At 36.1% G+C, this 22,223-nt stretch carries 19 protein-coding genes; 7 read left to right on the plus strand and 12 right to left on the minus strand.

Going from position 1 to position 22,223, the window contains the following annotated elements:
* Positions 1–161: 161 nt before the first annotated feature.
* From AA650_RS14270 to crtH, 8 genes are all read right to left on the minus strand, one after another.
* Positions 162–2,897, minus strand: a complete 2,736-nt coding sequence (locus AA650_RS14270; RefSeq protein ID WP_053539516.1) for an ATP-binding protein — start codon at positions 2,895–2,897, stop codon at positions 162–164.
* 46 nt (positions 2,898–2,943) lie between these two features.
* Positions 2,944–3,255, minus strand: coding sequence for a type II toxin-antitoxin system VapC family toxin (locus AA650_RS14275; RefSeq protein WP_257720872.1), 312 nt, complete (start codon positions 3,253–3,255; stop codon positions 2,944–2,946).
* A 177-nt stretch (positions 3,256–3,432) separates the two neighbouring features.
* Positions 3,433–3,651 (minus strand): hypothetical protein, encoded by a 219-nt coding sequence (locus AA650_RS14280; protein WP_053539518.1) that lies wholly within the window; start codon positions 3,649–3,651, stop codon positions 3,433–3,435.
* Between the two features lie 595 nt (positions 3,652–4,246).
* Positions 4,247–6,970: a DUF1156 domain-containing protein gene (locus tag AA650_RS14285; protein ID WP_053539519.1), complete on the minus strand. Its 2,724-nt coding sequence runs from the start codon at positions 6,968–6,970 to the stop codon at positions 4,247–4,249.
* A 102-nt stretch (positions 6,971–7,072) separates the two neighbouring features.
* Positions 7,073–8,032 (minus strand): hypothetical protein, encoded by a 960-nt coding sequence (locus AA650_RS14290; protein WP_053541294.1) that lies wholly within the window; start codon positions 8,030–8,032, stop codon positions 7,073–7,075.
* 70 nt (positions 8,033–8,102) lie between these two features.
* Positions 8,103–11,462, minus strand: coding sequence for a helicase-related protein (locus AA650_RS14295; RefSeq protein ID WP_053539520.1), 3,360 nt, complete (start codon positions 11,460–11,462; stop codon positions 8,103–8,105).
* 22 nt (positions 11,463–11,484) lie between these two features.
* Positions 11,485–11,700, minus strand: coding sequence for a helix-turn-helix domain-containing protein (locus tag AA650_RS14300; RefSeq protein WP_234413185.1), 216 nt, complete (start codon positions 11,698–11,700; stop codon positions 11,485–11,487).
* A 1,072-nt stretch (positions 11,701–12,772) separates the two neighbouring features.
* Entirely contained in the window at positions 12,773–14,278 is a 1,506-nt protein-coding gene (gene crtH / locus AA650_RS14305; protein WP_053539522.1) for a carotenoid isomerase, read from the minus strand.
* A 409-nt stretch (positions 14,279–14,687) separates the two neighbouring features.
* Here crtH and upp point away from each other — a divergent pair, with 409 nt between their 5' ends.
* From upp to AA650_RS14320, 3 genes are all read left to right on the plus strand, one after another.
* Positions 14,688–15,338 carry a uracil phosphoribosyltransferase gene (gene upp / locus AA650_RS14310; RefSeq protein WP_053539523.1) on the plus strand — a complete coding sequence of 217 codons (651 nt, stop codon included), beginning with the start codon at positions 14,688–14,690 and terminating at the stop codon, positions 15,336–15,338.
* A gap of 76 nt (positions 15,339–15,414) precedes the next feature.
* Positions 15,415–15,750: a hypothetical protein gene (locus AA650_RS14315; protein WP_039205019.1), complete on the plus strand. Its 336-nt coding sequence runs from the start codon at positions 15,415–15,417 to the stop codon at positions 15,748–15,750.
* Positions 15,751–15,848: 98 nt separating this feature from the next.
* A complete protein-coding gene (locus AA650_RS14320) occupies positions 15,849–16,127 on the plus strand; it encodes a YggT family protein (RefSeq protein WP_027401027.1) in 279 nt (92 codons plus the stop codon).
* Positions 16,128–16,182: 55 nt separating this feature from the next.
* On the opposite strand, the gene AA650_RS14325 is transcribed toward AA650_RS14320, so the two are convergent.
* Together AA650_RS14325 and AA650_RS29130 are read right to left on the minus strand one after the other, a co-directional pair.
* Positions 16,183–16,614, minus strand: coding sequence for a hypothetical protein (locus tag AA650_RS14325; RefSeq protein ID WP_053539524.1), 432 nt, complete (start codon positions 16,612–16,614; stop codon positions 16,183–16,185).
* Between the two features lie 102 nt (positions 16,615–16,716).
* On the minus strand, positions 16,717–16,848 hold the full coding sequence (locus tag AA650_RS29130; protein WP_256366886.1) for a hypothetical protein: 132 nt from the start codon (positions 16,846–16,848) through the stop codon (positions 16,717–16,719).
* Positions 16,849–17,152: 304 nt separating this feature from the next.
* On the opposite strand from AA650_RS29130, the gene AA650_RS14330 reads away from it, so the two are divergent.
* From AA650_RS14330 to AA650_RS14345, 4 genes are all read left to right on the plus strand, one after another.
* Positions 17,153–17,455 (plus strand): hypothetical protein, encoded by a 303-nt coding sequence (locus AA650_RS14330; protein WP_053539525.1) that lies wholly within the window; start codon positions 17,153–17,155, stop codon positions 17,453–17,455.
* Positions 17,452–17,874 (plus strand): type II toxin-antitoxin system VapC family toxin, encoded by a 423-nt coding sequence (locus tag AA650_RS14335; protein WP_053539526.1) that lies wholly within the window; start codon positions 17,452–17,454, stop codon positions 17,872–17,874. Before AA650_RS14330 ends, AA650_RS14335 begins: the two co-directional genes overlap by 4 nt.
* Positions 17,875–18,120: 246 nt before the next feature.
* The gene (locus AA650_RS14340; RefSeq protein WP_053537530.1) at positions 18,121–19,320 is read left to right on the plus strand and encodes an IS4 family transposase; all 1,200 of its coding nucleotides are present in this window, start codon (positions 18,121–18,123) and stop codon (positions 19,318–19,320) included.
* 100 nt (positions 19,321–19,420) lie between these two features.
* Positions 19,421–19,804, plus strand: coding sequence for a hypothetical protein (locus AA650_RS14345; protein WP_190383692.1), 384 nt, complete (start codon positions 19,421–19,423; stop codon positions 19,802–19,804).
* Between the two features lie 5 nt (positions 19,805–19,809).
* Here the strand turns inward: AA650_RS14345 and AA650_RS14350 are convergent, their stop codons facing one another.
* Both AA650_RS14350 and argJ read right to left on the minus strand, forming a co-directional pair.
* Entirely contained in the window at positions 19,810–20,427 is a 618-nt protein-coding gene (locus AA650_RS14350) for a Uma2 family endonuclease (RefSeq protein ID WP_053539528.1), read from the minus strand.
* A gap of 283 nt (positions 20,428–20,710) precedes the next feature.
* Positions 20,711–21,952, minus strand: coding sequence for a bifunctional ornithine acetyltransferase/N-acetylglutamate synthase (gene argJ / locus AA650_RS14355; RefSeq protein WP_053539529.1), 1,242 nt, complete (start codon positions 21,950–21,952; stop codon positions 20,711–20,713).
* Positions 21,953–22,223 lie beyond the last annotated feature (271 nt).

Below are 22,223 nucleotides of genomic sequence, written 5' to 3' on the forward strand. Positions count from 1 at the left end.
CTGTTCCCTTCTTTTGTAATATTTGGGATTACTTTGAAATAACCAATATGCCATTATTTTTTTCCTTGAGAAGTTGGTCGGGTGACGGGGGCGATCGCCTATTCAAGTTGGCTAAACTGTGGTAGCGAATTATATTCGCCAAATTTTTTAGCCTTAATCTATTATTTTTCATCCTCTTCCCAATTCAAAATTTTTGAATCTAATTGTTTCAGGGTTTCTTTCACTGTATTGTCTAATGTATGACGGTCATACCCCTGGCTTGATTCTGCTTCGATTTCAATGGTAATTTTGATGTTGGATGCTCCTGCTTGAAGTGGTGTAATTACACCACGAACTAGATTAGATAGTTTACTCCAAGGTAAATCTGCTTTAAATTTGACTTTTTTAACTTTAGTTTGAGTTTTTGCTTCACTGGAAGGATTGACATTATAAGTTCCAGATGGAGTTTCAACTTTGCCAGGATTTACTAGAGGATTTTCAACCGTTGAATTACCTGATGAAGTTTGACTTATATTTTCTGGTGTTTTATTACTATGAGAATCTGAATTATTATTTGAATTATTATCAGATTGAGTTTGTAACTGTGTTTTTTCTGCTTGAGCAAGTTCAGGACGTACTAAAATAGCTGCTAATGTCACTTCATGAAGATTATCTTCATAATAAAGTTTTTCATTAAATCTAACACCAAATTTACCTTCTTTAACTCCTATTTTCACTGCTTCTAAAATGACTAATTCATTTTCTAATAAAGGTTTCTGTCCAGGAGTTCTGAGAGAGTTATTATAAATATCTTGTAAACTTTTCTCAGTTTCATTAGCACTTAATCCCTTTAAAAGTACATTTGGTGCAATCTTAGAAATAATATGGCGTTGATTTTTGAGGTGATTTTCTATCCGTTCTAGCCAAGAATTACCTTCTACTTTTGTAGCTGTACTAAAATCATTATAATCTATAGTATTTTGACCACACCATGCTAGATGACGATAAGCTACAATCAAACCGTTTACTGTGTCTTTTTTCGCTTGGCTCAGTTTGTCCTGTAAATCAGTTTTAGATGATAATGAAAGAGTCTTTTTCAGGTCTTGATCTTCTGTGATAGCACTTAAAGCCAAATAGCGTTTTAGGTGCTTTTCTAGTGTTACATAATTAGCAGCATCTACAATTACTAAAAATACTGTGTTTTTATAAATGCGAAAAGATGTATTGCTAAATAATTCTTGGGTAAATTTCTCAGTCTCTTCATCTCCCTTTTTATAATTAGGATGTAAAATCACTAATTTAAACTTAGTATGATCAGGAATATCCTGAGACTCTTTCCAAATATGGGTTTCAAAAAATTTACTTTTAGGCTGTTCTTTGATTAATTCCCGTAATTTATCTGTAATTTGTTCATCATCAATTAATTGCTCCCTATCAACAATAACTCGGTTTAGATTGGGTTCATTTTTAAAACTATAAAGAGGTTTTTCTTCATGAAAATACCAAAGATTATCGGCTAATTTTGCTATAGCATCTCCAATGATCGTAGAAGGAATACTACTATTAAGTAAGGCTATTCTTAACCAAGATAAACTAACTCCTCTTCTATCTGAACCACTAAAAGAATAGAAAAATACTCCTGTTGCTAATTTGGACGCAATATTATATTTTTCATATTCACTTCCCATATCTCTATCAATCTGTTGAGATTTACCCATGATATCGGAAGTAATAATACTATCAAATTCATTGCCAATATGTTTAATTAATTCTCGTTTTAATGCTGGATTTGATAGGTTTATTTGTGATGATTGAATTAAAGGATCTGCACCTTGTTTATAAAGGTCTTTAATTACTTCTGCTAATAGCCTTAATACTCCTCTAGTGCGCTGAAATGTAGGAAATGAACCCCATCTTTCATACAGAGTATCTATCAATTCGGGATGAAAAGGATAGGCTTGTTCTATTTTATCCCGATAGCTAATTTCTTTGACTTCTGAGGGTACATCATTACCTAGTTGTTGATAAAGACGAAAATAGGTTTCTGCTGTTTGTTTATGCTGGTCAATATCTCCTATACTATCAAATAAACGTTTTCTGACAACTTCATAAATTTCTACACCATCTACAGGTACATAAATAGTTTCTACTCTACCAGCTATTTTTTCTAATTGAGATAATGCTCTAGTTGCGGCTTCATCAAATTGTTCTAAATCACTTTTTGGTAAAGTAAGAATTAACACTGAATTATTAGAAGCGGCGATGACTTCGGTAATTTCTTGTAAAAATACTAAAGTTTGTCCTTGGGCAATTTTTTCCTGTTTTTCTAGTTGGTTAGCTTTGGTAATATATGCTAATAATTCATCTATTAAAATCAAAACTGAGCCACTTTGTTTGATGATTTCTCTTAATATTTCTTTCCCTGGAGCAATACGTTTTTGGTCATGGTCTTTAATTAAATGATAACAACCCAGTTGTTCTGCTATTTTCCCCCAAGGAGTTTTACCATTAATTACATCAGCTTCTGTTCCTACAAATACCGCTACTTTGGTACTAGGAATTGATAAGTTATTAGCTAAAGATTGAATTTGGGATAAATGATTAATTTCACTAAATGATTTAACCAGATGATAAATTGCTAATAAAGAATGGGTTTTACCACCTCCAAAAGGGGTTTGTAGTTGAATAACTTTATCTCCCGTACTATTAGCTATACAGGTTAAAACGTTACAAATTAATCTTTGTAAACCGCTAGTTAAATAGGTTTTTTCAAAGAATAAACGAGCGTCTAAATATTCTTGGGGTGCTGTACCTTTAACCACTTCTGCAATATCCACAGCAAAGGATGATTCGTTAAATGTACCGTCACAAATTTCTTTTCTTGGGGTGGCAATATTCCACCATGCTGGTAATGTCATTGTTTTTTCTCCTGTTATTTGATTTGGTAATAATATAATCAATTAGTTAAGGATAAGGGAGTAAATTAATTCCAGAAATAAAGCGATAATCACTTTGGTTCTTTGTTAGTAAAGGAAAATTATTAATAATAGATGTAGCAGCAATAAAGGCATCTGGCATTAATAATCCATGACTTAAACGGTAGGTTTTGATTAATTCTACCGTAAAAATTGATATATTATCATTGATTTGGCTAATGTCATAACGGGATAAAAATTTGTTGATATGCTGTAATTCTAGTTTGTTTCTACAGCCTACTATTAATTCCATTTCAGTAATAACGCTAATACTAAGGAACGCAAATTTAATAACCTGCAATTCTGACTTAACCTGAAATGGTGCGTTACGCTGTCGCTAACACACCCTACTTTTGCACTTTATTTAATTCATATTCCTAATCTGATTCGTTTTTTCTTCTAAATCAAGACGATTAATAGCTATGTCAATATTACGACTAACATCTATTAATATATCTGTATCTACTAAAATCATAATTTATCTCCACTCTTTTTGTCTAATATTTTTCACCCATTCAGTGCTATTTTCCATATCTGTTCTATCAGACCATATTCCAATAAAAGGCTCTTCTTTTAATGGAGTTAATTCTGGTTTTTTTGGAAGTATAGAAAGGATTTTTGTTTGCAAAATTTGTTTTTCTTCCAAGGTTAAAGTATTGATGATGTGAACTAGGGAATCAACTAATTGTAAGTTCATAAACAACTCCTTGTGATTTTGTTTGAATTTTGGCTAACATTTATTAACTAGTATTAACTAGCAAGAGAAATTACAGTTTCAGATGCTGTAGGTTGGGTTGAGGAACGAAACCCAACATTTGTAAGTTATTACTTGTTAGCTTTTGTTGGGTTTCACTTCGTTCTACTCAACCTACGGACTAGCAAGAGAAATTACAGGTTCAGATGCTGTAGGTTGGGTTGAGGAACGAAACCCAACATTTGTAAGTTATTACTTGTTAGCTTTTGTTGGGTTTCACTTCGTTCTACTCAACCTACGGACTAGCAAGAGAAATTACAGGTTCAGATGCTGTAGGTTGGGTTGAGGAACGAAACCCAACATTTGTAAGTTATTACTTGTTAGCTTTTGTTGGGTTTCACTTCGTTCTACTCAACCTACGGACTAGCAAGAGAAATTACAGGTTCAGATGCTGTAGGTTGGGTTGAGGAACGAAACCCAACATTTGTAAGTTATTACTTGTTAGCTTTTGTTGGGTTTCACTTCGTTCTACCCAACCTACGGACTTCAGATCCTCTCCCTATAGAAAAGAGGTGTAATAATTTTCCAACAACCCTGATTAAAACAACCCTAATTGTTTACCTTCATTTCCTCCCTTTTGATAACTTTCCCGTCCATAAAGTAAACCTTGTAACATCTGCTTTTCCTTATCACCATCTGGTAATACTTCAGAAATAGATTGTGCTACTTGCCAAAAGGCATTATTGTTTAATTGTCCTGTGTTGGTTAAAAGTTCTGTAATTTTCTCTCTATTATTCTTCTCCCATAATAATAACATTTGATGCAGGATATCAATCATGTTTTCTAGTTTTTCTTGGTCAATAAATTTTTTATCTCTGTCCTTGGGACTGAGGACAGTAATAAATTCTTTATCTTTCTTAATAAATCCCTTATTCCAATATTCCGTAATTTCTATACCACAAGCAGAGGCTAATTTTCGTCCTTCGTCAAATATGACTTTACTATTACCAAATGTCCAGCGCCATAGTAAATAAAAGCGGGTTTGGGGGTCAATTCCTCCCAGTTCTTGCGGGTTTTTGAGAATTTTAGTTAATGCGTATTCACTAACGGTTTTACGGATAAATTCTAATAGGGTTGCTGCTTCTATGGTGTCTCCTGCATAAGTTTCTACGGTTTGGTATTTTCCAAATACTTCTAATGCAGGACCAATAGCAGAAATAAAGAAGTCACTACCGCTGATTCCTTGACTCCAAAAATGGTCTAATCTTTCTTTGATCTTTTCCTGTACTTGGGTTTCTATTTCTTCAAAATAGGCTGTTTCTTCACTGGTGCGTTTACGACATACCATATATATTGATGATGCTAATACGGCTGATTCTTGTCCTCTTAATCTAGCTTTCATTTCGCTATGAATGGGAATACTTGCAGTTAGATATAAATTAGCTTTTGAAAGTGCATTAATAATAGTTTCCCAAGCATCTGTAGATTTATGGGCAAAAACAATAACAGCTATTCCTGATGGTTTTAAGGTGCGGGAAATTTCTTGAAACGCTTGGCCTATTTTATCTTCAAAAAATTGTTTATCTTTATTCCCATATCTGACACTATCCCAGCCCTTCATTTCTGTAATTTCTTCTGATTTAGGAGTGAGAGGAGTAGCAAATAATTCGGGGTAGTATTCACCTATTGTTCTTGATAACCAAACATAGAAAAAATCTGATAAATCAGCATAAGTAACGCTGTTATAATAAGGTGGATCTGTGATAATTGCATCAAAGTAATTATCAGGATAAAATAAATTTGTTGCTGATGATTGGGTTGTTGTAGCAAAACTAAGTGAGGATATTGAATTGCTGTTAATAACTCTAATTACCCATTCTAAGGCTGAATTAAAATCTCCTGTTGAATGACTTAATGGATTTAATTCTAAATAGTCCCATACCATACCTAATGCTTGACGGGTAAAAGTATGATTAATTTTTTCGCCTGTATTATGCCAACTACACAAAGTTGAATTGTAATCAATTTGCCTATCTATAATTAAAGCCAAATAAGTAGCGATCGCTTTAGCATAATCTTCATCATACCCTTCTTTTAAGATTAATTGATGAGCTTGTTTTACAGCATCAGCAAACGTAATTAAAGCTAACTTTTGACGGGAATTAAATAAAGATCCCCAGGTATTCATTCCATATAAAGGAACATTAAAAACACCACTCATTAAAGGTAATTCTTCATCAGGAATAGGATCAATACCCCACTTATCCCATAAATCATTCTGCTTAGATTCTAAATAAGATTGAGCATCATTAAATATTTCCATATCTTCAGCAGTTGCTAACCGATAGGTTTTACCAGATTGTTTAGGATTGTGTAAAACCACCGCAACCATTCTTTGACTAGCAATACCATCTATAAATTGTTTTCTAGTATCTTTATCAGTTAAACTACTACCACAACAGGGACAAATTACCTTAGCTCTTGCTACTGTACCCGTTGTAGGATCAAAATCAATATTATCATTTGCGACAATTTCAAAATCAATTTGATTATTTCCTGATTCATGAATAATAGGAATAATTTTTAAAGCAACCTTTTTATTATCTTTTTTAGCTAACCAAGTTTGACGCATGAGGGGAATTTCCACCCTACAATCAGGATTTTGACAAGTAACAGTTCTTGCCCAAATATAACCTACAGGGATGCGTCCATCGGTTTCATGGGGGTAAAATGTACCGATTTCCTTCTTGGCTGTTTCTAATACCCAATTACCCCATTTTTTCACATCTTCCAATAGAGGATTATATTCCTGTTCAAGTGTGGGATTTTGAACTTCTTTGTTTTTAGCATCTGCAAGTTCAATAATTCTAGTTTTTAATTGTCCATATTTTTGGGGAAATTCTAAAGTAGCTTTTTCAATTAAAACCGCTACAGGGTTTAAATCATTAGCATAGGTTTCACAACCCAATCTCAACGCTTCCAAAGGAATAGAACCACCACCAGAAAAGGGGTCTAAAACCTTGGGAGGAATCCCATTATTAGCTTTTAAAATATCTGCTCTAGCTTGATTTAATAATTCTTGATTATTAGCATTTTCCCATTTAGAAAGTTCTGCTATAAATTGATTTTTCTGTTTAATTTCTGATTCAGTAAAAGCCGGAACTAAAGCAGCATAAATAGTAGCACGGGAAGCAGCTAAAGGTCGTCTTGCCCACCAAATATGTAAGGTAGAAATATGTCCATGTCTAATGTTTTTTTCTTTAGCGGAATATTCGCTAACTTCTTGGATGGGAAATGATTGTTCTATAGCTGCTTGGTTCATGGTTTTAGTGGTTGTGAGGTTTTCAGATCCCCGACTTCTTAGAGAAGTCGGGGATCTTTTGGAGGGGTATCTTTAGCAGAGAAGTCAGGGATCTGAATTTGGTTAATTTTGCGGTAAATAGGAATCAATTAACTGCTGAAATTCCTCCAGAGAATTAACATGAATACTGGGTAAAAGTAAATTTTCCAGGATAGACATATTATCAATTCCCTTAATAGTATAGATCATCTTTTCTGGAAGATTAGCAAATCTACTGGAGAGGATTTTGATAATGTTTTCTTGACAAGTTTTTCTAGCACCAATTTCCTTACCTTTTGCTTGGGCGTTTTCTTCAATAGTGCTGAGGAATGGCATATTTAACTCCTTTTCGTAATCATCTAATTTGGTTTCAAATGCTGTTTGTAATGGTGGTGGTAAAGTCATCATTTTATCAATGATCTTAACTAGATTAATAATATCAAACTTAGTTAAGCCCTTTTGATATAATGCTCTAACTAAACTCCATTTCCATTGTTCTCTTTCAGTTAAATTACTAGTGGTAGCTTTGGTTTTCAGATGTGCCATTACTATTGTAGCAAAGAGATTATCACTTGTGGTTAGATATTCCCATTCATAGTCTAATAGTTTGACTATACTAAATTCAATTTTTACTCTACTATTACCTAAACCATATTCATAACTATTTGGTCGCCATTTTTTGTTTTCATCTCCTAATATTGCTAAACTAATTACTGGTTGATTAAATAAATCAAAAGAACGATAATTGTAGATAAACATTCTTTTTGGAAACTCTTTATCATATTGACTTTGTACTTCTATATGAATTAAAATCCAAATTATTTCACCATTTAATAACCACACTTGAAACAATTTATCCGCATACCGTTTTTCTGTTTGACTTGATGCGGTAATTTGTTCTAATTCCTTATCTAAAGATATTGGTTGTTTACTCCAGTCAATTTCTTGGTGAATTTCTGGATAGAAGAATAGTAAGAATAATTCCAGATATTCTCCTATTGCTTCTTTCCATGTATCATCATAATTTGCGGTAATGTCGCTCATAATTAATATTATATCCCTGGTTATTTTATTAATTTTATCAGATCCCGGACTTCTTAGAGAAGTCCGGGATCTAACTCTGATTGCTTTCACAATTAGCATGATAACGCCAATCATTAACGACATACCGAATTACACTTACCTCCTCAGCAGGGTTTAAATGAAGTGCTGGATTTTGAATTGTGTATAATGTAGGATTAGTTGCTGCATTTTCCACAATATAAAGCCAATATTCATCTCCTAAACGATTAGCCATTACCCATTCATTAGGAGTTAAAGAAATTGCTCCAGTAGCAGACCTAGCTTTAACTTCGATATAACGATAATTACCTGAATCATCACAGGAACGAATGTCATAACCTACATATTCTAAAGAAACATCTTGAGGATTTCTCTGCTGTTGTTTCTCGTATTCAATAGTAGTTTCCATACCAATTAATTCAATTTCTTTATTACTATGTTGGTCAGAACTGCCAAATTTAGGAACAATAGGTATGACTTGAATAACGCTTAAAATCTCAGGTTCTGAAAGATAAAGATTAGTTTGGACTCTAATATCTTCTTCTAACTTGAGTTTTTTCTGTTCTAAATCATCTCGGTTACGCTGTTCATTACCAATAATGACATCAGGAATATTATCACCTTGGATTTTTCTAATCTCATAGTCAGTTAATTTGGCTTCTGACTCTAAAATTAAAGAATCAATGGATTTTAAACCGTATTTTCGCTTAATTTGAGCATCTGATAAACGTTTCTGTAATAATTCTTGTTGATAGGGGTCTAAATAGTTATCTAAAATATAAGCTATAGCATTTTCCAGTTTAGATTTCAGATTGCTAACTTTTAATGCTTCTACTAATTCTTCTATAATTTCTGTAGATTCGTCATTGGGTTTTAAATCCCATAACACCGAAGGATTAACAATTTGAAAATTATCTAACTTGTCTTGATACAAACAGACTAATCTACGTCCGGCTATTTCTCCACTACCATCTTGAATTTCACCAGACATAAACCATAATAAACCGTCCCATTTACCATCAGGGTCTAAAAAAACTGAGCCTTTATCTATTTCTTTTTGATATTGTTTAAATAAATGTTCTAAAATTGCTTCCATTAAAGGATGACCACTGGTAACTAATTCTGCTTGTGCTTTGGAAGTAGTTTTTTTCTCAAAACCAAAGTTTAAATATTCTCGTTGTACTTCTCCATATTTGAGTTTAAATTCATGGGGTTGATTTCTTAACTCAAAAGGTACACTAGGAATACGCCAAAAGCCATTTTGACGTTTTTCCACTTTGATTTTTAAATGTTTAGCTGCTCTTAAAAAGAACCTTTCAATATATTCCGGGACAAGACGATTTTCCTTAGCTGTACGCTGTTCTTGATTAATTCGAGATAAATCAATATGACGAGTAGCTAAAGCCTCCAAACTAGCCTGTTTTACCTTATTAATTGCCTCCATGTCTGGGACTTTATCCATTTGGGCTAAAATATCATCTATGGTTCTTTTATTAGCGATCGCATCGAGAATTAAATCCTTTAAACTAGCACCTTGTAAAACATCACCAATGACATCAAAAACTCTATCTCCTAGAGCTTCTTTCATTGCTTCTAACTTATCAAATAGCTTTTGTAAAACCTGACCTTCCCTAGTATCCAAAGCCACTAAATTGTAAATATGAACTTCATGTTCTTGTCCATAGCGATGAATTCTACCCATTCTTTGTTCTAAGCGATTAGGATTCCAAGGAATATCATAATTCACCATTAACCAACAAAATTGTAGATTAATACCTTCACCTGCGGCTTCCGTAGCTACCATAATTTGAGTTTTATTTTTAAACTCATATTCAGCTTTAATCCGAGCATCCATATTTAAGCCACCATGAATTAAAGTCACACTATACTCCCACTTTTTCAGCTTTTCTGCTAAATATTCCATTGTATCTTTTGACTCAGTGAAAATTAGTAACTTTTCCTTACTTTCTCGAATTTTTCTTTCTTCTAAAACTTCCCGTAAGCGATTGAGTTTTGTTTCAATCTCTTGCTTTTCTGCTGCTTTAGCTAACTTAACTAAAAACTCTAAATTAGTAATTTCTAACTTTAATTCATCTAAAGATTCGGCTGAAGATAATTTAGCAAGTAATTCTTCTTCTTTACTGTAGCGTTCCTCATCTTCCAAGTCTTCTAGATAATCTTCATTATAAATACCATCCTGAATTAATTTGCCTTTTTTATATAAATCTTCTAATCGTTGTTTGCGACGTTCTAAAGATTTTAAAACGGCTCTGACGCTAGAAGCCAAACGTCTTTGCAGAACAGTTAAAGCAAAAGCCACATTACGTTTTTCTTTTTGGAGAGCTTTGTTAAAGTTCTCTTCTACATAATCGGTAACAGCATTATAAAGTTTTTTCTCTTCTTCATTCAGATAATACTTAATCGTTTCCACTAAACGGGGTGGGAATAAAGGTTGTCCATCAAAGTTTTTTAAATCTTCTTTTAAACGACGTAAAAATAAAGGATTATCTGCATCTTCAATAGAAGTTGCTAACATTTCTGTATTAGCAAAGAAGTTAGGTTGTAGTAAATCCAGAAATAATTTGAAGTTTTCAGGATCTCCTCTATGGGGAGTAGCAGTTAGTAAAATTAAATATTTAGAATTACTAGATAGGGTTTCTCCTACAGTATAACGAGCAGTTTTACTAATTTTCTCTCCATATTTATAAGCAGACATTTTATGAGCTTCATCAACAATAACTAAATCCCATCTAGCATCATTAAAAGCTAACTGCACATCATTTTGTTTAATAAAATCAAGGGAGGTAATGATTTGAGGAAATTCTGTCCAAACATTTTGACTCCAACTAGCATTAACTACTCCCCTGTCTACCATCAAAAACTTCTCAGAAAAACGCTCCTTCATCTCTCGTAACCATTGGCCTTTGAGATGTCCAGGAACAACGATTAATACTCTATTTACTAAACCTCGATATTTTAATTCTTTAATTAATAATCCTCCCATGATGGTTTTACCAGCACCGGGGTCATCTGCTAATAAGAAACGAATATTAGGACTTTTGAGAATGTAATGATAAATAGCTTCAATTTGATGGGGTAATGGGTCAACTTGGGATGCACTGATACCATAAAGAGGGTCAAATTGAAAAGCATTGCGAATGCGTGTTCCTTCTAAGTATAAAAATACTGATTCAGGATTTCCTGTAAATTGAAATTGTAGGTCTTTTTGTTCTTGGAGATCAATTAATTCTTGAATAGGAATAACAGGATCATAATATTTATTAGTATTAATACCAACAGCTTCTATTTTTACTCTGGAAGTTCCTATCATTTTAGATGATAAAACTTTTACGGGTTCAGGAAATTTGTCTCCGCAAATAATGATTCCTGGCTGTAACTGTTCTATCTTCATTGTTTATATCCCGATAATTCATTCAGATCATCAATAGCAGGGGAAATTGTTCCCCCACTTCCCCAAACTTCTGCCCAATCTTGTCCATATCCATAGCTGAGGGCTTAGATCGCTCATTTTCCCAACGCTTAACAGTACCATAAGTCACATCTAGATAAGCTCCAAACTGTGCTTCAGTAAGTCCAGTCAACAGGCGAAACTTCCGAATTAGCCCCCCAATTTCGGTTTTTTTGACCACGAATGGTCTTTTTAAGATTGCCTGATTTCAGAGGAAGAAGCAACAGGGAACAGGAAAAACTCATGTTTAAAAACATGAGATTGAAATAATGACACTGTTTTTTTCGTGCTACGCATCTTTTAAAAACATCTTTTTTTTGACTGAAGCTCTAAACTGGTGCAAATGAGTGTTTCTTATCTGTTCCCAGTTAAGAGTTCCCTGTTCCCTTTTTTTGTAACAAGTATTATATCTTCTGACATAATAAGCACATTTAAAAATAAAAGCAATAGCAAAAACCGCTAATTTTCCGAGAATTCGCTAGTTTTTTAGTTTTCTTTAATGTTTGAATTGGATAAAATCCAAATATGCACCAAGTAAATCCATCGTCATCTACCAAAAGTTAGATATTAAATAAATGCCTACAGCAATTTCTACCCAGCGATAGGGGATGGTTTTGGAGGGAACTAGTAGTTCGTCAAATTTATTTTGACGGGTAATGATCGAAAAAACTTCTGTTCTTCCCTCCCTTACCCCCCTTACCTCCCCTACCCCCCTTACCTCCCCTACCCCCCTACCCCCCCTACCCCCCTTACCTCCCCTACCCCCCCTACCCCCCCTACCTTTGTGCTTTCTGTTGGACAGGAAGCCGACACTGTACCGTCAGGTCAGTGTGGGTAGTTCACTATACCTATGGTTAATATCGTTAAAGCCCAATTTCGGTCATGTTGAGACGGTGAATCATGGGTTTTTTAATACAGGTGATGCTTACAGTGAATGATAACCCTTCAGAGTTGTAATTGCTGTATCAAATATTTCACCCATCCCTAACCCTCCCCTTATAAAGGGGAGGGAACTGGATTTTTCTTGTTTCCCCCCTTTGCAAGGGGAAAGGGGGGGTAACAATGTGATGAAAATTACGGGATACCACTTTGAAAACATCGTCTCATAAAACCTCGCGGTAAGTGGGAAACTCAGCGGCTTTAGCCCTGAGTGTCAATGAAGAAGAGGGTTTTCTCTAAAAATCCTCTCGACCATTGACTTAAAAACAAAAAGATCCCCGACTTCTTTAAGAAGTCGGGGATCTTATTCCCAGCTATTTTCTCAGTTGTAAATCTACTCCAATCCTATGAGCGCAAGCAAACCCAGAAAAAGCTACTGCATTCAAACCCTGTCCGGGGAATGTACTATCTCCTACACAATACAAATTAGGAATCACAGTGCGATTGAAAGGCATTCCCAATAACCCCCACAACTTACGTTTAGGTATTGGTCCATAAGTACCATCTATCCGTCCTAAAAAGCGTCTGTGAGTACGTGGAGTCCCGATTTCCAAATAATCTAACCCAGCATCTAAACCAGGAAAAATTGCGGCTAATCTGTTAATAATTTGCCCTGCTGCTATTTCTTTTTTAGCCGTATACTCGCTTTCGGAAAGTCCCTGCCAATTACTAATCCAGTCAGGTGTAAAGGCATGAATAATATGATATCCTGGTGGTGCTAAATCCGGGTCAAGGAGGGTAGGAATAGAAACAAAAATTGTTCCTGTTGCTGTGGTCATTTCTTGCCAATCTGTTAATAAAATATGATGACATTCTGTTCCTACAGGTAAAACAAATGCTTTTACCCCTATATGCAAGCTTAAAAAACTGGGTGATTTTATATATCGTTGTTGCCAATTTTTTTCTTTAACTGGCATTTCTTGGACTGGTAGTAGTTTTGTAAAGGTGTCCCAGCGTGTGGCATTAGATACTATTTTTTTACCATAATAAACTTGACCATTTGCTAATTGCACACCTACAGCTTTTCCCTGTTTGGTAATGATTTTTGTCACTCGCGCTTGGTATTGAATTTCACCCCCCAATTGTGCTAAACCTGTTACCAATTTTTCGGCAATTTTCCCAACTCCACCCCGAGGATAATTAACTCCTCCATAATGTCTATCAGAAAAAACCATACCAGCATTAATCATTGGTGTCATGTCCGCTGGAACTACTGACCAGCAATAACACTCGATATCAATAAATTTTAATAACTGACGATCTTGAATATACTTTCGTGCCACTTCTCCCACATTTAAGGGTAAATACTTGGCTAAAGCTAGACAAGCTAAAGGATTTTTGAGAAATACCCGCAGGAGATATTTAGGTTCTTCTAATGATAACAATTCAATATTATTCAGGCAATTAAAAACTTTTTGACATTCATCATAAAATCGCCTGATTCCCTTGGCTTCCTGGGGAAAATAAGCAATTAGATTTTGGAGAAATGTTTCATAATCTCGATCAATTTTTAAATCCAAACCATTGGGTAAATGATAGTGAATCTGGACAGAATCGGGAATGGTTTCCAGATTAACATTGACTGCATCTAAGGCACGGGTGAGTAAGTTGGTTGTTCCTTTATTTCCCATGCCAAAAATCATTGATGCACCGACATCAAATGTATATCCTTGGCTTTGAAAATAGCCAGCGCTACCACCGGGAATGAGATAACTTTCAAAAACTATAACTTTTGCACCTTTGGCTGCTAATTGGGTGGCTGTCACTAAACCACCAATACCAGAACCAATGATAATGACATCAAATAATGCGGAATCCATAATCTGTAATTTAATCCAAAAAAGAGGGAAAAGTCTGCTGCTGCTGACTAATCCCGCCTGCCGATCCTTTAAAGAGAGGAGAACACTTGAGAATAATATAACTCTGATTGAGAATCTTTGTCAACTATTAATGAGAAGATTTATCAATAAATATATTTAGGGCTTGCACATAATTCACTTTTTTAACCCGGAAACTCTTAATATATCTAGGTTTTCGGTTTATATGGCTAACTATCAGCAACCCCTATTTACTCCTGACTTCTTCCTGGGCGCAGACCCTGCGCCCCTACCTTCTCCTTTCTCCTTTCTCCTTTCTTCTTCCTGACTCCTGACTCCTGACTCCTGATTCGGTGAATTCTGCTATGATGTTCCAGTAAAAAGACAATTATCCAGCCGCCCTTTTCTAGCTATGACACAACAACTCCGTGTTTATGTTCCACCTCATCCTTTAATTCAGCACTGGTTGGGAGTTGCTCGTGATGTAGCTACGCCATCTGTATTATTTCGTTCTGCTATGACTGAGTTGGGTAGGTGGCTAACTTATGAGGCTGCTAGGGAGTGGTTGCCGACTCAAGAAACAATGGTGCAAACGCCTCTGACGACCTGTGCAGCCACTTTTATTAATCCTCAGATACCTGTGGCTGTTGTGCCGATTTTGCGGGCTGGTTTAGGCTTGTTGGAGGGAGCGCAGGGTGTACTGCCTTTGGCATCAATTTACCATGTTGGCTTGGCGCGAAATGAAGAAACTCTAGAACCTACTTGTTATTTAAATAAATTACCCGAAAAATTCGCTCCCGAAACGCGGGTGTTAATTACTGAGCCGATGTTGGCTACTGGAGGCTCTATAATGGCAGTAATGGCGGAATTGACCCAAAGAGGTGTTGATCCGGCGTTAATTCGGATTATATCCGTAGTTGTTGCTCCCCCAGCGTTGAAAAAATTGGCTGCTGTCTATCCTGGCTTAATCGTTTACACCGCTACTATTGATGAAACGCTTGATGATCAAGGGTATATTGTACCAGGATTGGGGGATGCGGGCGATCGCATTTTTGGAACTTAAGCTAGGATGCCGCTAAGGCTGGAAAATAGCTAAAGTATTGTCAAAGTTGCTTATTTTCGAGAAGACGGTAAAAAATATGAGTCAGCAAGATGGTTTTGCTAGTGGTTTGTTACTGGGGTCATTGATTGGGGGTGTAGTTGGTGGTGTTTTAGGGGCGGTGATTACTTCGCGCTTAGATGCTAAGTTTGCAAATGAAGAGAATGAAGGGTTAACCGTTGGGGAAAATGATGGACAGACAGGGACTAAAAAGCGGCAAATGAGGGCTTCTGCTCATGAAAGTTTGGAAATAGAAGCAACCAGGCGATCGCTCGAAGATAAAATTGCCCAACTTAATGCCACAATTGATGATGTGCGGAAGCAATTAGGTAATGTCAACAGCAACTCATCCCAGGAAGTTAATGAGCATTCTTAAGCTTTCCCTTAGTTATATTGATTGGCTACACAATGCGACGTGAGCTAAATTAAAATCAATCATGAATCTATGTTTGACATTTAACAGGAAAGTTACCCATGAATTTACTAATTACAACCCTAGCTACCTTTGTCTCTCTTTACAGCTATTTGCTGATTATTCGAGTCTTGTTGACTTGGTTTCCCACTATTGAATGGTCTAATCAACCATTTGCAGCTTTAAGCCAAATTAGTGATCCCTACCTCAATCTATTTCGTTCCATAATTCCCCCCTTGGGTGGTATGGATTTCTCCCCTATCCTGGCATTTTTGGCATTGAACATAGTTGGTGGTATTTTAGATAGTTTAGCTCGCGCCACCTTGGTACAAGGGTTTTAAGCCCCAAATTACGATTTTCCATGTAAGGACGTTCCCAGGAACGTCTCTACAACTTTTATCTTCTCACTCGTCCGCTAAATCCAGCAGCTTTAAATTGTTTAAGTTGTAATGGTAAAGGTTGATTACTGGGGACAGTGATTCTAAATTCAAAATCACTAACTCCGGGAGGAACTTCGGCAATTAAACCCAGACGGGTGCGATTTTGTAAGGTTGAATCACCGTTAGCATCATATATGCGCCCAAAAATATCCGCATCATAAACAGTTTTGCGGGTGCTATTTTCTGCTTTACCTGTAACGATGAAGCAACTGGCAGAATTTGAACCGCTACTACCTACTATTCCACTGGACAGTTCTGATGGACATTCGTGATAGGAAATATCAGATAATTTAATCTGTGTTAATGCTAAGGCTGTGGGTGTCCATATCCAGGAAAGTAACCCCATTAGTCCTGCTATAAAAATTAACTGCATTGAGCGTAACCGCATAAAATACACCTTTGATTGGAAATTTACAAAAGTCGGCGTTGCTGTTTATAGAGGACAATTTTACCTCACGCAGAGGCGCAGAGTCTCTCCAGAGTAGAAATTTCAAATTATTGATTTTTGGTGTTTATCTAGTATTCTTAAACCTGCTTCTGGGTTTCCTGTGATAGCCATTGCTTTAAATCGGGTATAAGCATCAAATTTTGCTAAAGCTATATTAAAAATAATTGTTTGCATTGTTTTGCGTAAACGTTCATGAGGTTAAATAGGTGCATCTAATATACTCAAAACGGCTTGATTGTTTGATTCTAAACGTAGGGGTAAAGCATGAGCTAAACCCCTACACATCTGGGTTCTTTGTCATTTGGCAAAAGTTTAAATCTCACCCGTGTTTAGTATAATGATTTTGATGATACTTGAGAATTTTTTGAGATGGCAAACATCTTCTAGAAGCGATCGCTCTGGTAAAATGACAAAGTAAAGTTAGAATAGAGGAAATTATGGCTAAAGATTTTTACGGGGTATAGAATTTAAAATATATATGAGCAGCAAAACATTTAGATTAGAACTCAAAGAAGGTTTACTAATTATTCCTCCAGAAGTTAGGGAATATTTACGTCATTGTCCACAACAAACTGAAATTGCGTTAATGATTCAGTCTGCATTAAATATGAGTTTTCAGGATAGTGATTTTCCCCAAACAAGTCCAGAAGATTTTAAGATGAAGTGGTATAGTTGGTTTGAAGAAGTTGATAATTTGGAAATTATATCTTCTGATTCTGAAGTAGATGATTATGGATCAGCACTACTGGAAAAGTATAGAAGTCAAGGGTTGGATGTATGATTCTTTGTGATGCTTGTCCTCTGTTTGCCCTTGTGGATAACAAGCAGTCTCAGCACGTAGCTATCAAGAAAGCAGTAATGAAACTCTCAATACCCTTGATAACGACATGGCCATGTTTTACAGAAGCGATGTATCTTGCTTTACGTCGTGGTGGATGGGCAATGCAAAATCAGTTGGGAAAGCTAATTACCAATGATATGTTAACTTTTTATGAAGTTCAAGCAACAGATTACGAGCTTCTATTTGAACTAATTAAGAAGTATCAAGATCGTCCAATGGATCTTGCAGATGGAACTCTTGTGATTGCTGCTGAACGTCTGCAAATAAACAGGATATTGACTCTGGATTCAGATTTTTTCTTTTATCTTATCAATGATTCCGAACCTTTTAATGTTATTAATTTGAATGATTCAAAGTAGGGGTAAAGCAAAAGCTCATTGGTGTCAACTTAGGCTACAGATACCTAATTTGTTTGGCTTCCACACCCGCCCAGAAATGAATTTCCGGGCTAATAGCGAAAGTAAACTAAAGTTTACTCAAAAATTTCTGGGTTATTTAGTCATCTTCCTTAACGGGTGACAAGGCGGTTGAAGATGAGATGTGGCAATAATTTGAGAAAATAAGGGAGTAAAAAAATAGGGACAAAGAAGCCCCCGAAGCAAAAAATGTTACCACAATCATATCAAACAATTTTCCGAAAGCATTTGAGTGAACAGCAGTATTTGACACTAGAGATATTGTTGTTATTAATACAGGCTCATCGCCAAGTAAAACTGTCAAAATTGGCCAGCTTGTTTCCCCAACCAATTAAATATGAAAGCAGGAAACGTAATCTACAAAGATTTTTAGGAATAGGTAAACTCTGCGTAAAATTATTATGGTTTCCATTGATAAAATATTGGATTAGACAATCGTTAACACCAAAACAACTGAATCGAGAACAGCGCCGTTATTTTCATAAAAAACAGTATCAAAAATATGGTTATTGGATGGTAGCACTGGATAGAACACAGTGGAAGGGGCGAAATATATTTATGGTGACATTGGTATGGGGTACTCATGCCCTACCACTATATTGGGAAACATTAAATCATGTCGGAAATAGTAATTTACAAACACAGAAAAGATTAATAAAGACAGCAATAAAGTTGTTAAAAAAATGTCGAATTGTGGTGTTAGCAGACAGAGAATTTCATAGTCCAAAACTGGCTAAATGGCTTGATGAGCAAGGAGTTTACTTCGCTTTACGCCAGAAGAAAAACCTTTATTTTCAAGAAAAACCTGAACAAGAATATCAAGTTCTTAAAAATCAAGGATTTAAGCCAGGAATGTCGAGATTTTATGAAAAAGTTAAATGTGGTAAAGGGGATGAATTAGGCTTATTTAATATCGCTGTTTATTGGAAGAGAAAATATCGGAACTCTGGACCAAAAGAACCTTGGTATATCTTGACGAATCTACCAACTCTCCAACAAACTTTATGCCTCTATAGATGTCGATGGGGAATTGAGCAATTCTTTAAGGATTGTAAAACTGGTGGTTATAATTTAGAGGATACTAAAGTAAATGAAACTCGCTTTTTAGCTTTAGTATTATTGATTGTCATTGCTTATAGTTTAGCCACTATGCACGGTCAACGGATGAAAAAATTAGGTATAGAGACTTATGCCGGACGTATTCAACAACATCAGGACAAGTACCCACGTCAAAGTGATTTTAGCTTTGCTCTCTACGGACAACTATGGATTTATGGTATGGAATTATGGGCTGATTTAGCTCTGAATTTAATCAATCTCAAGCCTCATAAACGCCTCTTTTTTCAACGGGGCTTTCAGGCTCTATCCCTTATGAAACAAGCTCTTTAGCCGCCTTGTCACCCGTTAAGGTCATCTTCAGATGACTTTTGCTATGAGACTGGGAATTCATTCCCAGGCGGGCTATGGGTTTTACGTTAAGTTGACACCTATGAGCTTACTGGAACAGCAGTTAAATCCTCTCTCCGTTCTAGAACGCCAAATTATGTACTCTCTGGCAACTAACCAGCAATTAACAACAATTACTAATTTAGCAAATATATTACCTCATATTTCTCAATACCTTGTCCATTTTCTGCTTTGTCGGGTTAAGCGACAGCGCAACCCAACCCATTTGTTGGGTTTCATGCTTCAACCCAACCTACAAATCAAGGCTTTTTTTAATTTGGACAAGGTATTGATTTCTAGATCCCATTTTTTACAAGCAATAGAAAAACTATATTCACGCTCTTTAATAGAGAAAGATGGGGGTAAATACACCTTGCAACCTGTTCTCAGAGAGTATGTGACGGAAAAATTTATTCATAATTTATGATTTGATTATATGGAAGCTTGAAAAATCTGATTTGCGGTGAGATCTAATTCAGGAAAAGTTTGGAAAATAATCCGTTCATGATCTCTAAACTTACTAATTTGATATTCTTCATCAACCAAATTACAAACAGAGATTGTCGGTTGTTTAGGATTACCAATAAAATTTCTTCCACCTAAAGCTGCATAATCAACAATCCAATATTCAGGGATTCCCATTTCTTCATAATCAGCATATTTCAAATAGTAATCATCACGCCAATTAGTTGATACAACTTCAATTACTAAAGGGATAGATGCAGCATTACTAATAATAGATTGTTTTTTCCATAATTTTTCATTTACCAGATTTTCACGATTTAGCACTAATAAATCTGGGAAATAACCAGAATCTTTACCCTCTGGTCTAACTATAACTTGGTTGGGAATACCGTAGGGTAATCCAAGCCGTTTGATTTCAAAGGGAATTTCTACGCCTAGAAATCCTTTTACTTCTTCGTGTTCTCCTACTGGTTGTGCCATTTCAATGATATTCCCATTATGTAGTTCGTAACGTACCCCAGAATTTTCAGGAAGCCCAGCGACAAATTCCTCAAAGGTAGTAACTTTAGATAAGGTTTGAATCATGGCTGTTGAGTATTGCTGACAATAAAAATATTATAACGGCATCGTCATCTTAGAGGATGTTTGAAAAGTATCAGAATTAATTGAGATCCCCCCAACCCCCCTTACAAAGGGGGGCTAAATTCCTCAAAGTCCCCCTTGGAAAGGGGGATTTAGGGGGATCTGTGGGTGTCAGATCCCACACGAAAAAGTTTTCAAACAACCTCTTACAGTTATCACAATCAAGGGCAGGGTTTCCCCGCCCCTAAAGGTTTTGCATACCGCTATATCAGCAACGCCGATTTTTTTAGGTCGTATACTCAGCGTTAATTTTCACATAATCATAACTCAAGTCACAACCCCAAGCCTGTCCTGTGCCATGACCATTACCAACACTGACGGAAATTAACACTGTGTCTGATTGCAGATATTCACCATGAGCGGCTGCTTTTAAATATGCACTAGCCGCTGCTTTATCAAAAGGTAAAGGTTGACCATTTTCAAATAGTAAAATATCCCCTAATTTAATAGAGAGGTTTTCCTGTTCAAACCGGACTCCAGCCCGACCAGCAGCCGCCGCAATCCGTCCCCAATTGGGATCATGACCGAAAATGGCGGCTTTGACTAAAGATGAACCTGCAATGGTTTTGGCGATTTGACGGGCTGCTAATTCATCATGAGCGCCTGTGACTTGGACTTCTATTAAACAAGTTGCTCCTTCGCCATCACGAGCGATCGCTTTTGCTAAATGCTGACATACATAAGTTAACATGGCTTCTAGCTTCTGTGCCTCTGCCCCCATTTCGGTAATTGCTGGGGTGCGAGATTGACCATTTGCTAAAGCAATTAAACAATCATTTGTACTTGTGTCACCATCAACGGTGATAGAATTGAAGCTTCTATCTGCTGCTCTGGTTAACATTTTTTGCCAAAGCGTAGAAGAGACTGCTGCATCACAGGTAACAAAGGCTAACATTGTCGCCATGTTGGGGTGAATCATTCCTGAACCTTTAGCAATGCCACCAATTCGCACTGGACGGTCATGGATAATGGTTTCTAAGGCTATGGATTTGGTGACTAAATCTGTGGTGACTATTGCTCCTGCGGCTGCGTCTGAGCCTGTTTCTGATAGTTCTGCAACTACTTTGGGGATACCACCCCGCAATATATCCATTTTAATCCGTTGACCAATTACGCCGGTGGAAGCTAATAAAATAGATTCTGGGTTAATACCCAATTCTTTACCTAACAAGTCTGCACTTTCTTGAGCATCTTTAATCCCTTGTTCGCCTGTTGCGGCGTTAGCTTGTCCCGCATTACAAAGAATGGCTCTCGCGCTATGTTTCCCTTGTAATACTTGACGACAGTAATCTACACAGGCTGCTTTAACTTGGCTAGTGGTGAATACACCAGCAGCGATCGCTTCCACATCTGATACAATTAAGGCTAAATCCGGTAATCCCGAAGCTTTTAGTCCCGCTGTAATTCCCGCTGCTTTATACCCCCGCGCTGCTGTTACACCACCAGTAATGATTTGCCAATCTGCCATAATTTTACTCACAATTATCTATATCGCGTTTGCTGCTCAATTACTTTCCGCCTCTGGTTTGATATCAGCGTCCAGTATTTATGTCTATAAGTGAGTTTATCTGTTGATGACAATCTTTTTCTAATCACGAAAATTAAACCTAAAACAAATAAAAGAGAGCCACTTGGATAGCTCTCTAAAATCATCAGGGTGCATCTACTTAGCACGTTATATGATTCTAGCACCAAGGGGTCAAACCCCCTATTTTTTATTTTCTGTTAATGCGTAATTC

This window comes from Anabaena sp. WA102 (genome assembly GCF_001277295.1).
Taxonomy (GTDB): domain Bacteria; phylum Cyanobacteriota; class Cyanobacteriia; order Cyanobacteriales; family Nostocaceae; genus Dolichospermum; species Dolichospermum heterosporum.

Coding starts and splice junctions, on each gene's coding strand:
- AA650_RS14320 (WP_027401027.1), top strand. CDS start 15,849: ATGAATTTACTAATTACAACCCTAGCTACCTTTGTCTCTCTTTACAGC.
- AA650_RS14335 (WP_053539526.1), top strand. CDS start 17,452: ATGATTCTTTGTGATGCTTGTCCTCTGTTTGCCCTTGTGGATAACAAG.
- AA650_RS14280 (WP_053539518.1), bottom strand. CDS start 3,651: ATGAACTTACAATTAGTTGATTCCCTAGTTCACATCATCAATACTTTA.
- AA650_RS14270 (WP_053539516.1), bottom strand. CDS start 2,897: ATGACATTACCAGCATGGTGGAATATTGCCACCCCAAGAAAAGAAATT.
- AA650_RS14340 (WP_053537530.1), top strand. CDS start 18,121: ATGTTACCACAATCATATCAAACAATTTTCCGAAAGCATTTGAGTGAA.
- AA650_RS14345 (WP_190383692.1), top strand. CDS start 19,421: ATGAGCTTACTGGAACAGCAGTTAAATCCTCTCTCCGTTCTAGAACGC.
- AA650_RS14325 (WP_053539524.1), bottom strand. CDS start 16,614: ATGCGGTTACGCTCAATGCAGTTAATTTTTATAGCAGGACTAATGGGG.
- AA650_RS14315 (WP_039205019.1), top strand. CDS start 15,415: ATGAGTCAGCAAGATGGTTTTGCTAGTGGTTTGTTACTGGGGTCATTG.
- crtH (WP_053539522.1), bottom strand. CDS start 14,278: ATGGATTCCGCATTATTTGATGTCATTATCATTGGTTCTGGTATTGGT.
- AA650_RS14330 (WP_053539525.1), top strand. CDS start 17,153: ATGAGCAGCAAAACATTTAGATTAGAACTCAAAGAAGGTTTACTAATT.
- AA650_RS14290 (WP_053541294.1), bottom strand. CDS start 8,032: ATGAGCGACATTACCGCAAATTATGATGATACATGGAAAGAAGCAATA.
- AA650_RS29130 (WP_256366886.1), bottom strand. CDS start 16,848: ATGCAAACAATTATTTTTAATATAGCTTTAGCAAAATTTGATGCTTAT.
- AA650_RS14285 (WP_053539519.1), bottom strand. CDS start 6,970: ATGAACCAAGCAGCTATAGAACAATCATTTCCCATCCAAGAAGTTAGC.
- AA650_RS14295 (WP_053539520.1), bottom strand. CDS start 11,462: ATGAAGATAGAACAGTTACAGCCAGGAATCATTATTTGCGGAGACAAA.
- argJ (WP_053539529.1), bottom strand. CDS start 21,952: ATGGCAGATTGGCAAATCATTACTGGTGGTGTAACAGCAGCGCGGGGG.
- upp (WP_053539523.1), top strand. CDS start 14,688: ATGACACAACAACTCCGTGTTTATGTTCCACCTCATCCTTTAATTCAG.
- AA650_RS14350 (WP_053539528.1), bottom strand. CDS start 20,427: ATGATTCAAACCTTATCTAAAGTTACTACCTTTGAGGAATTTGTCGCT.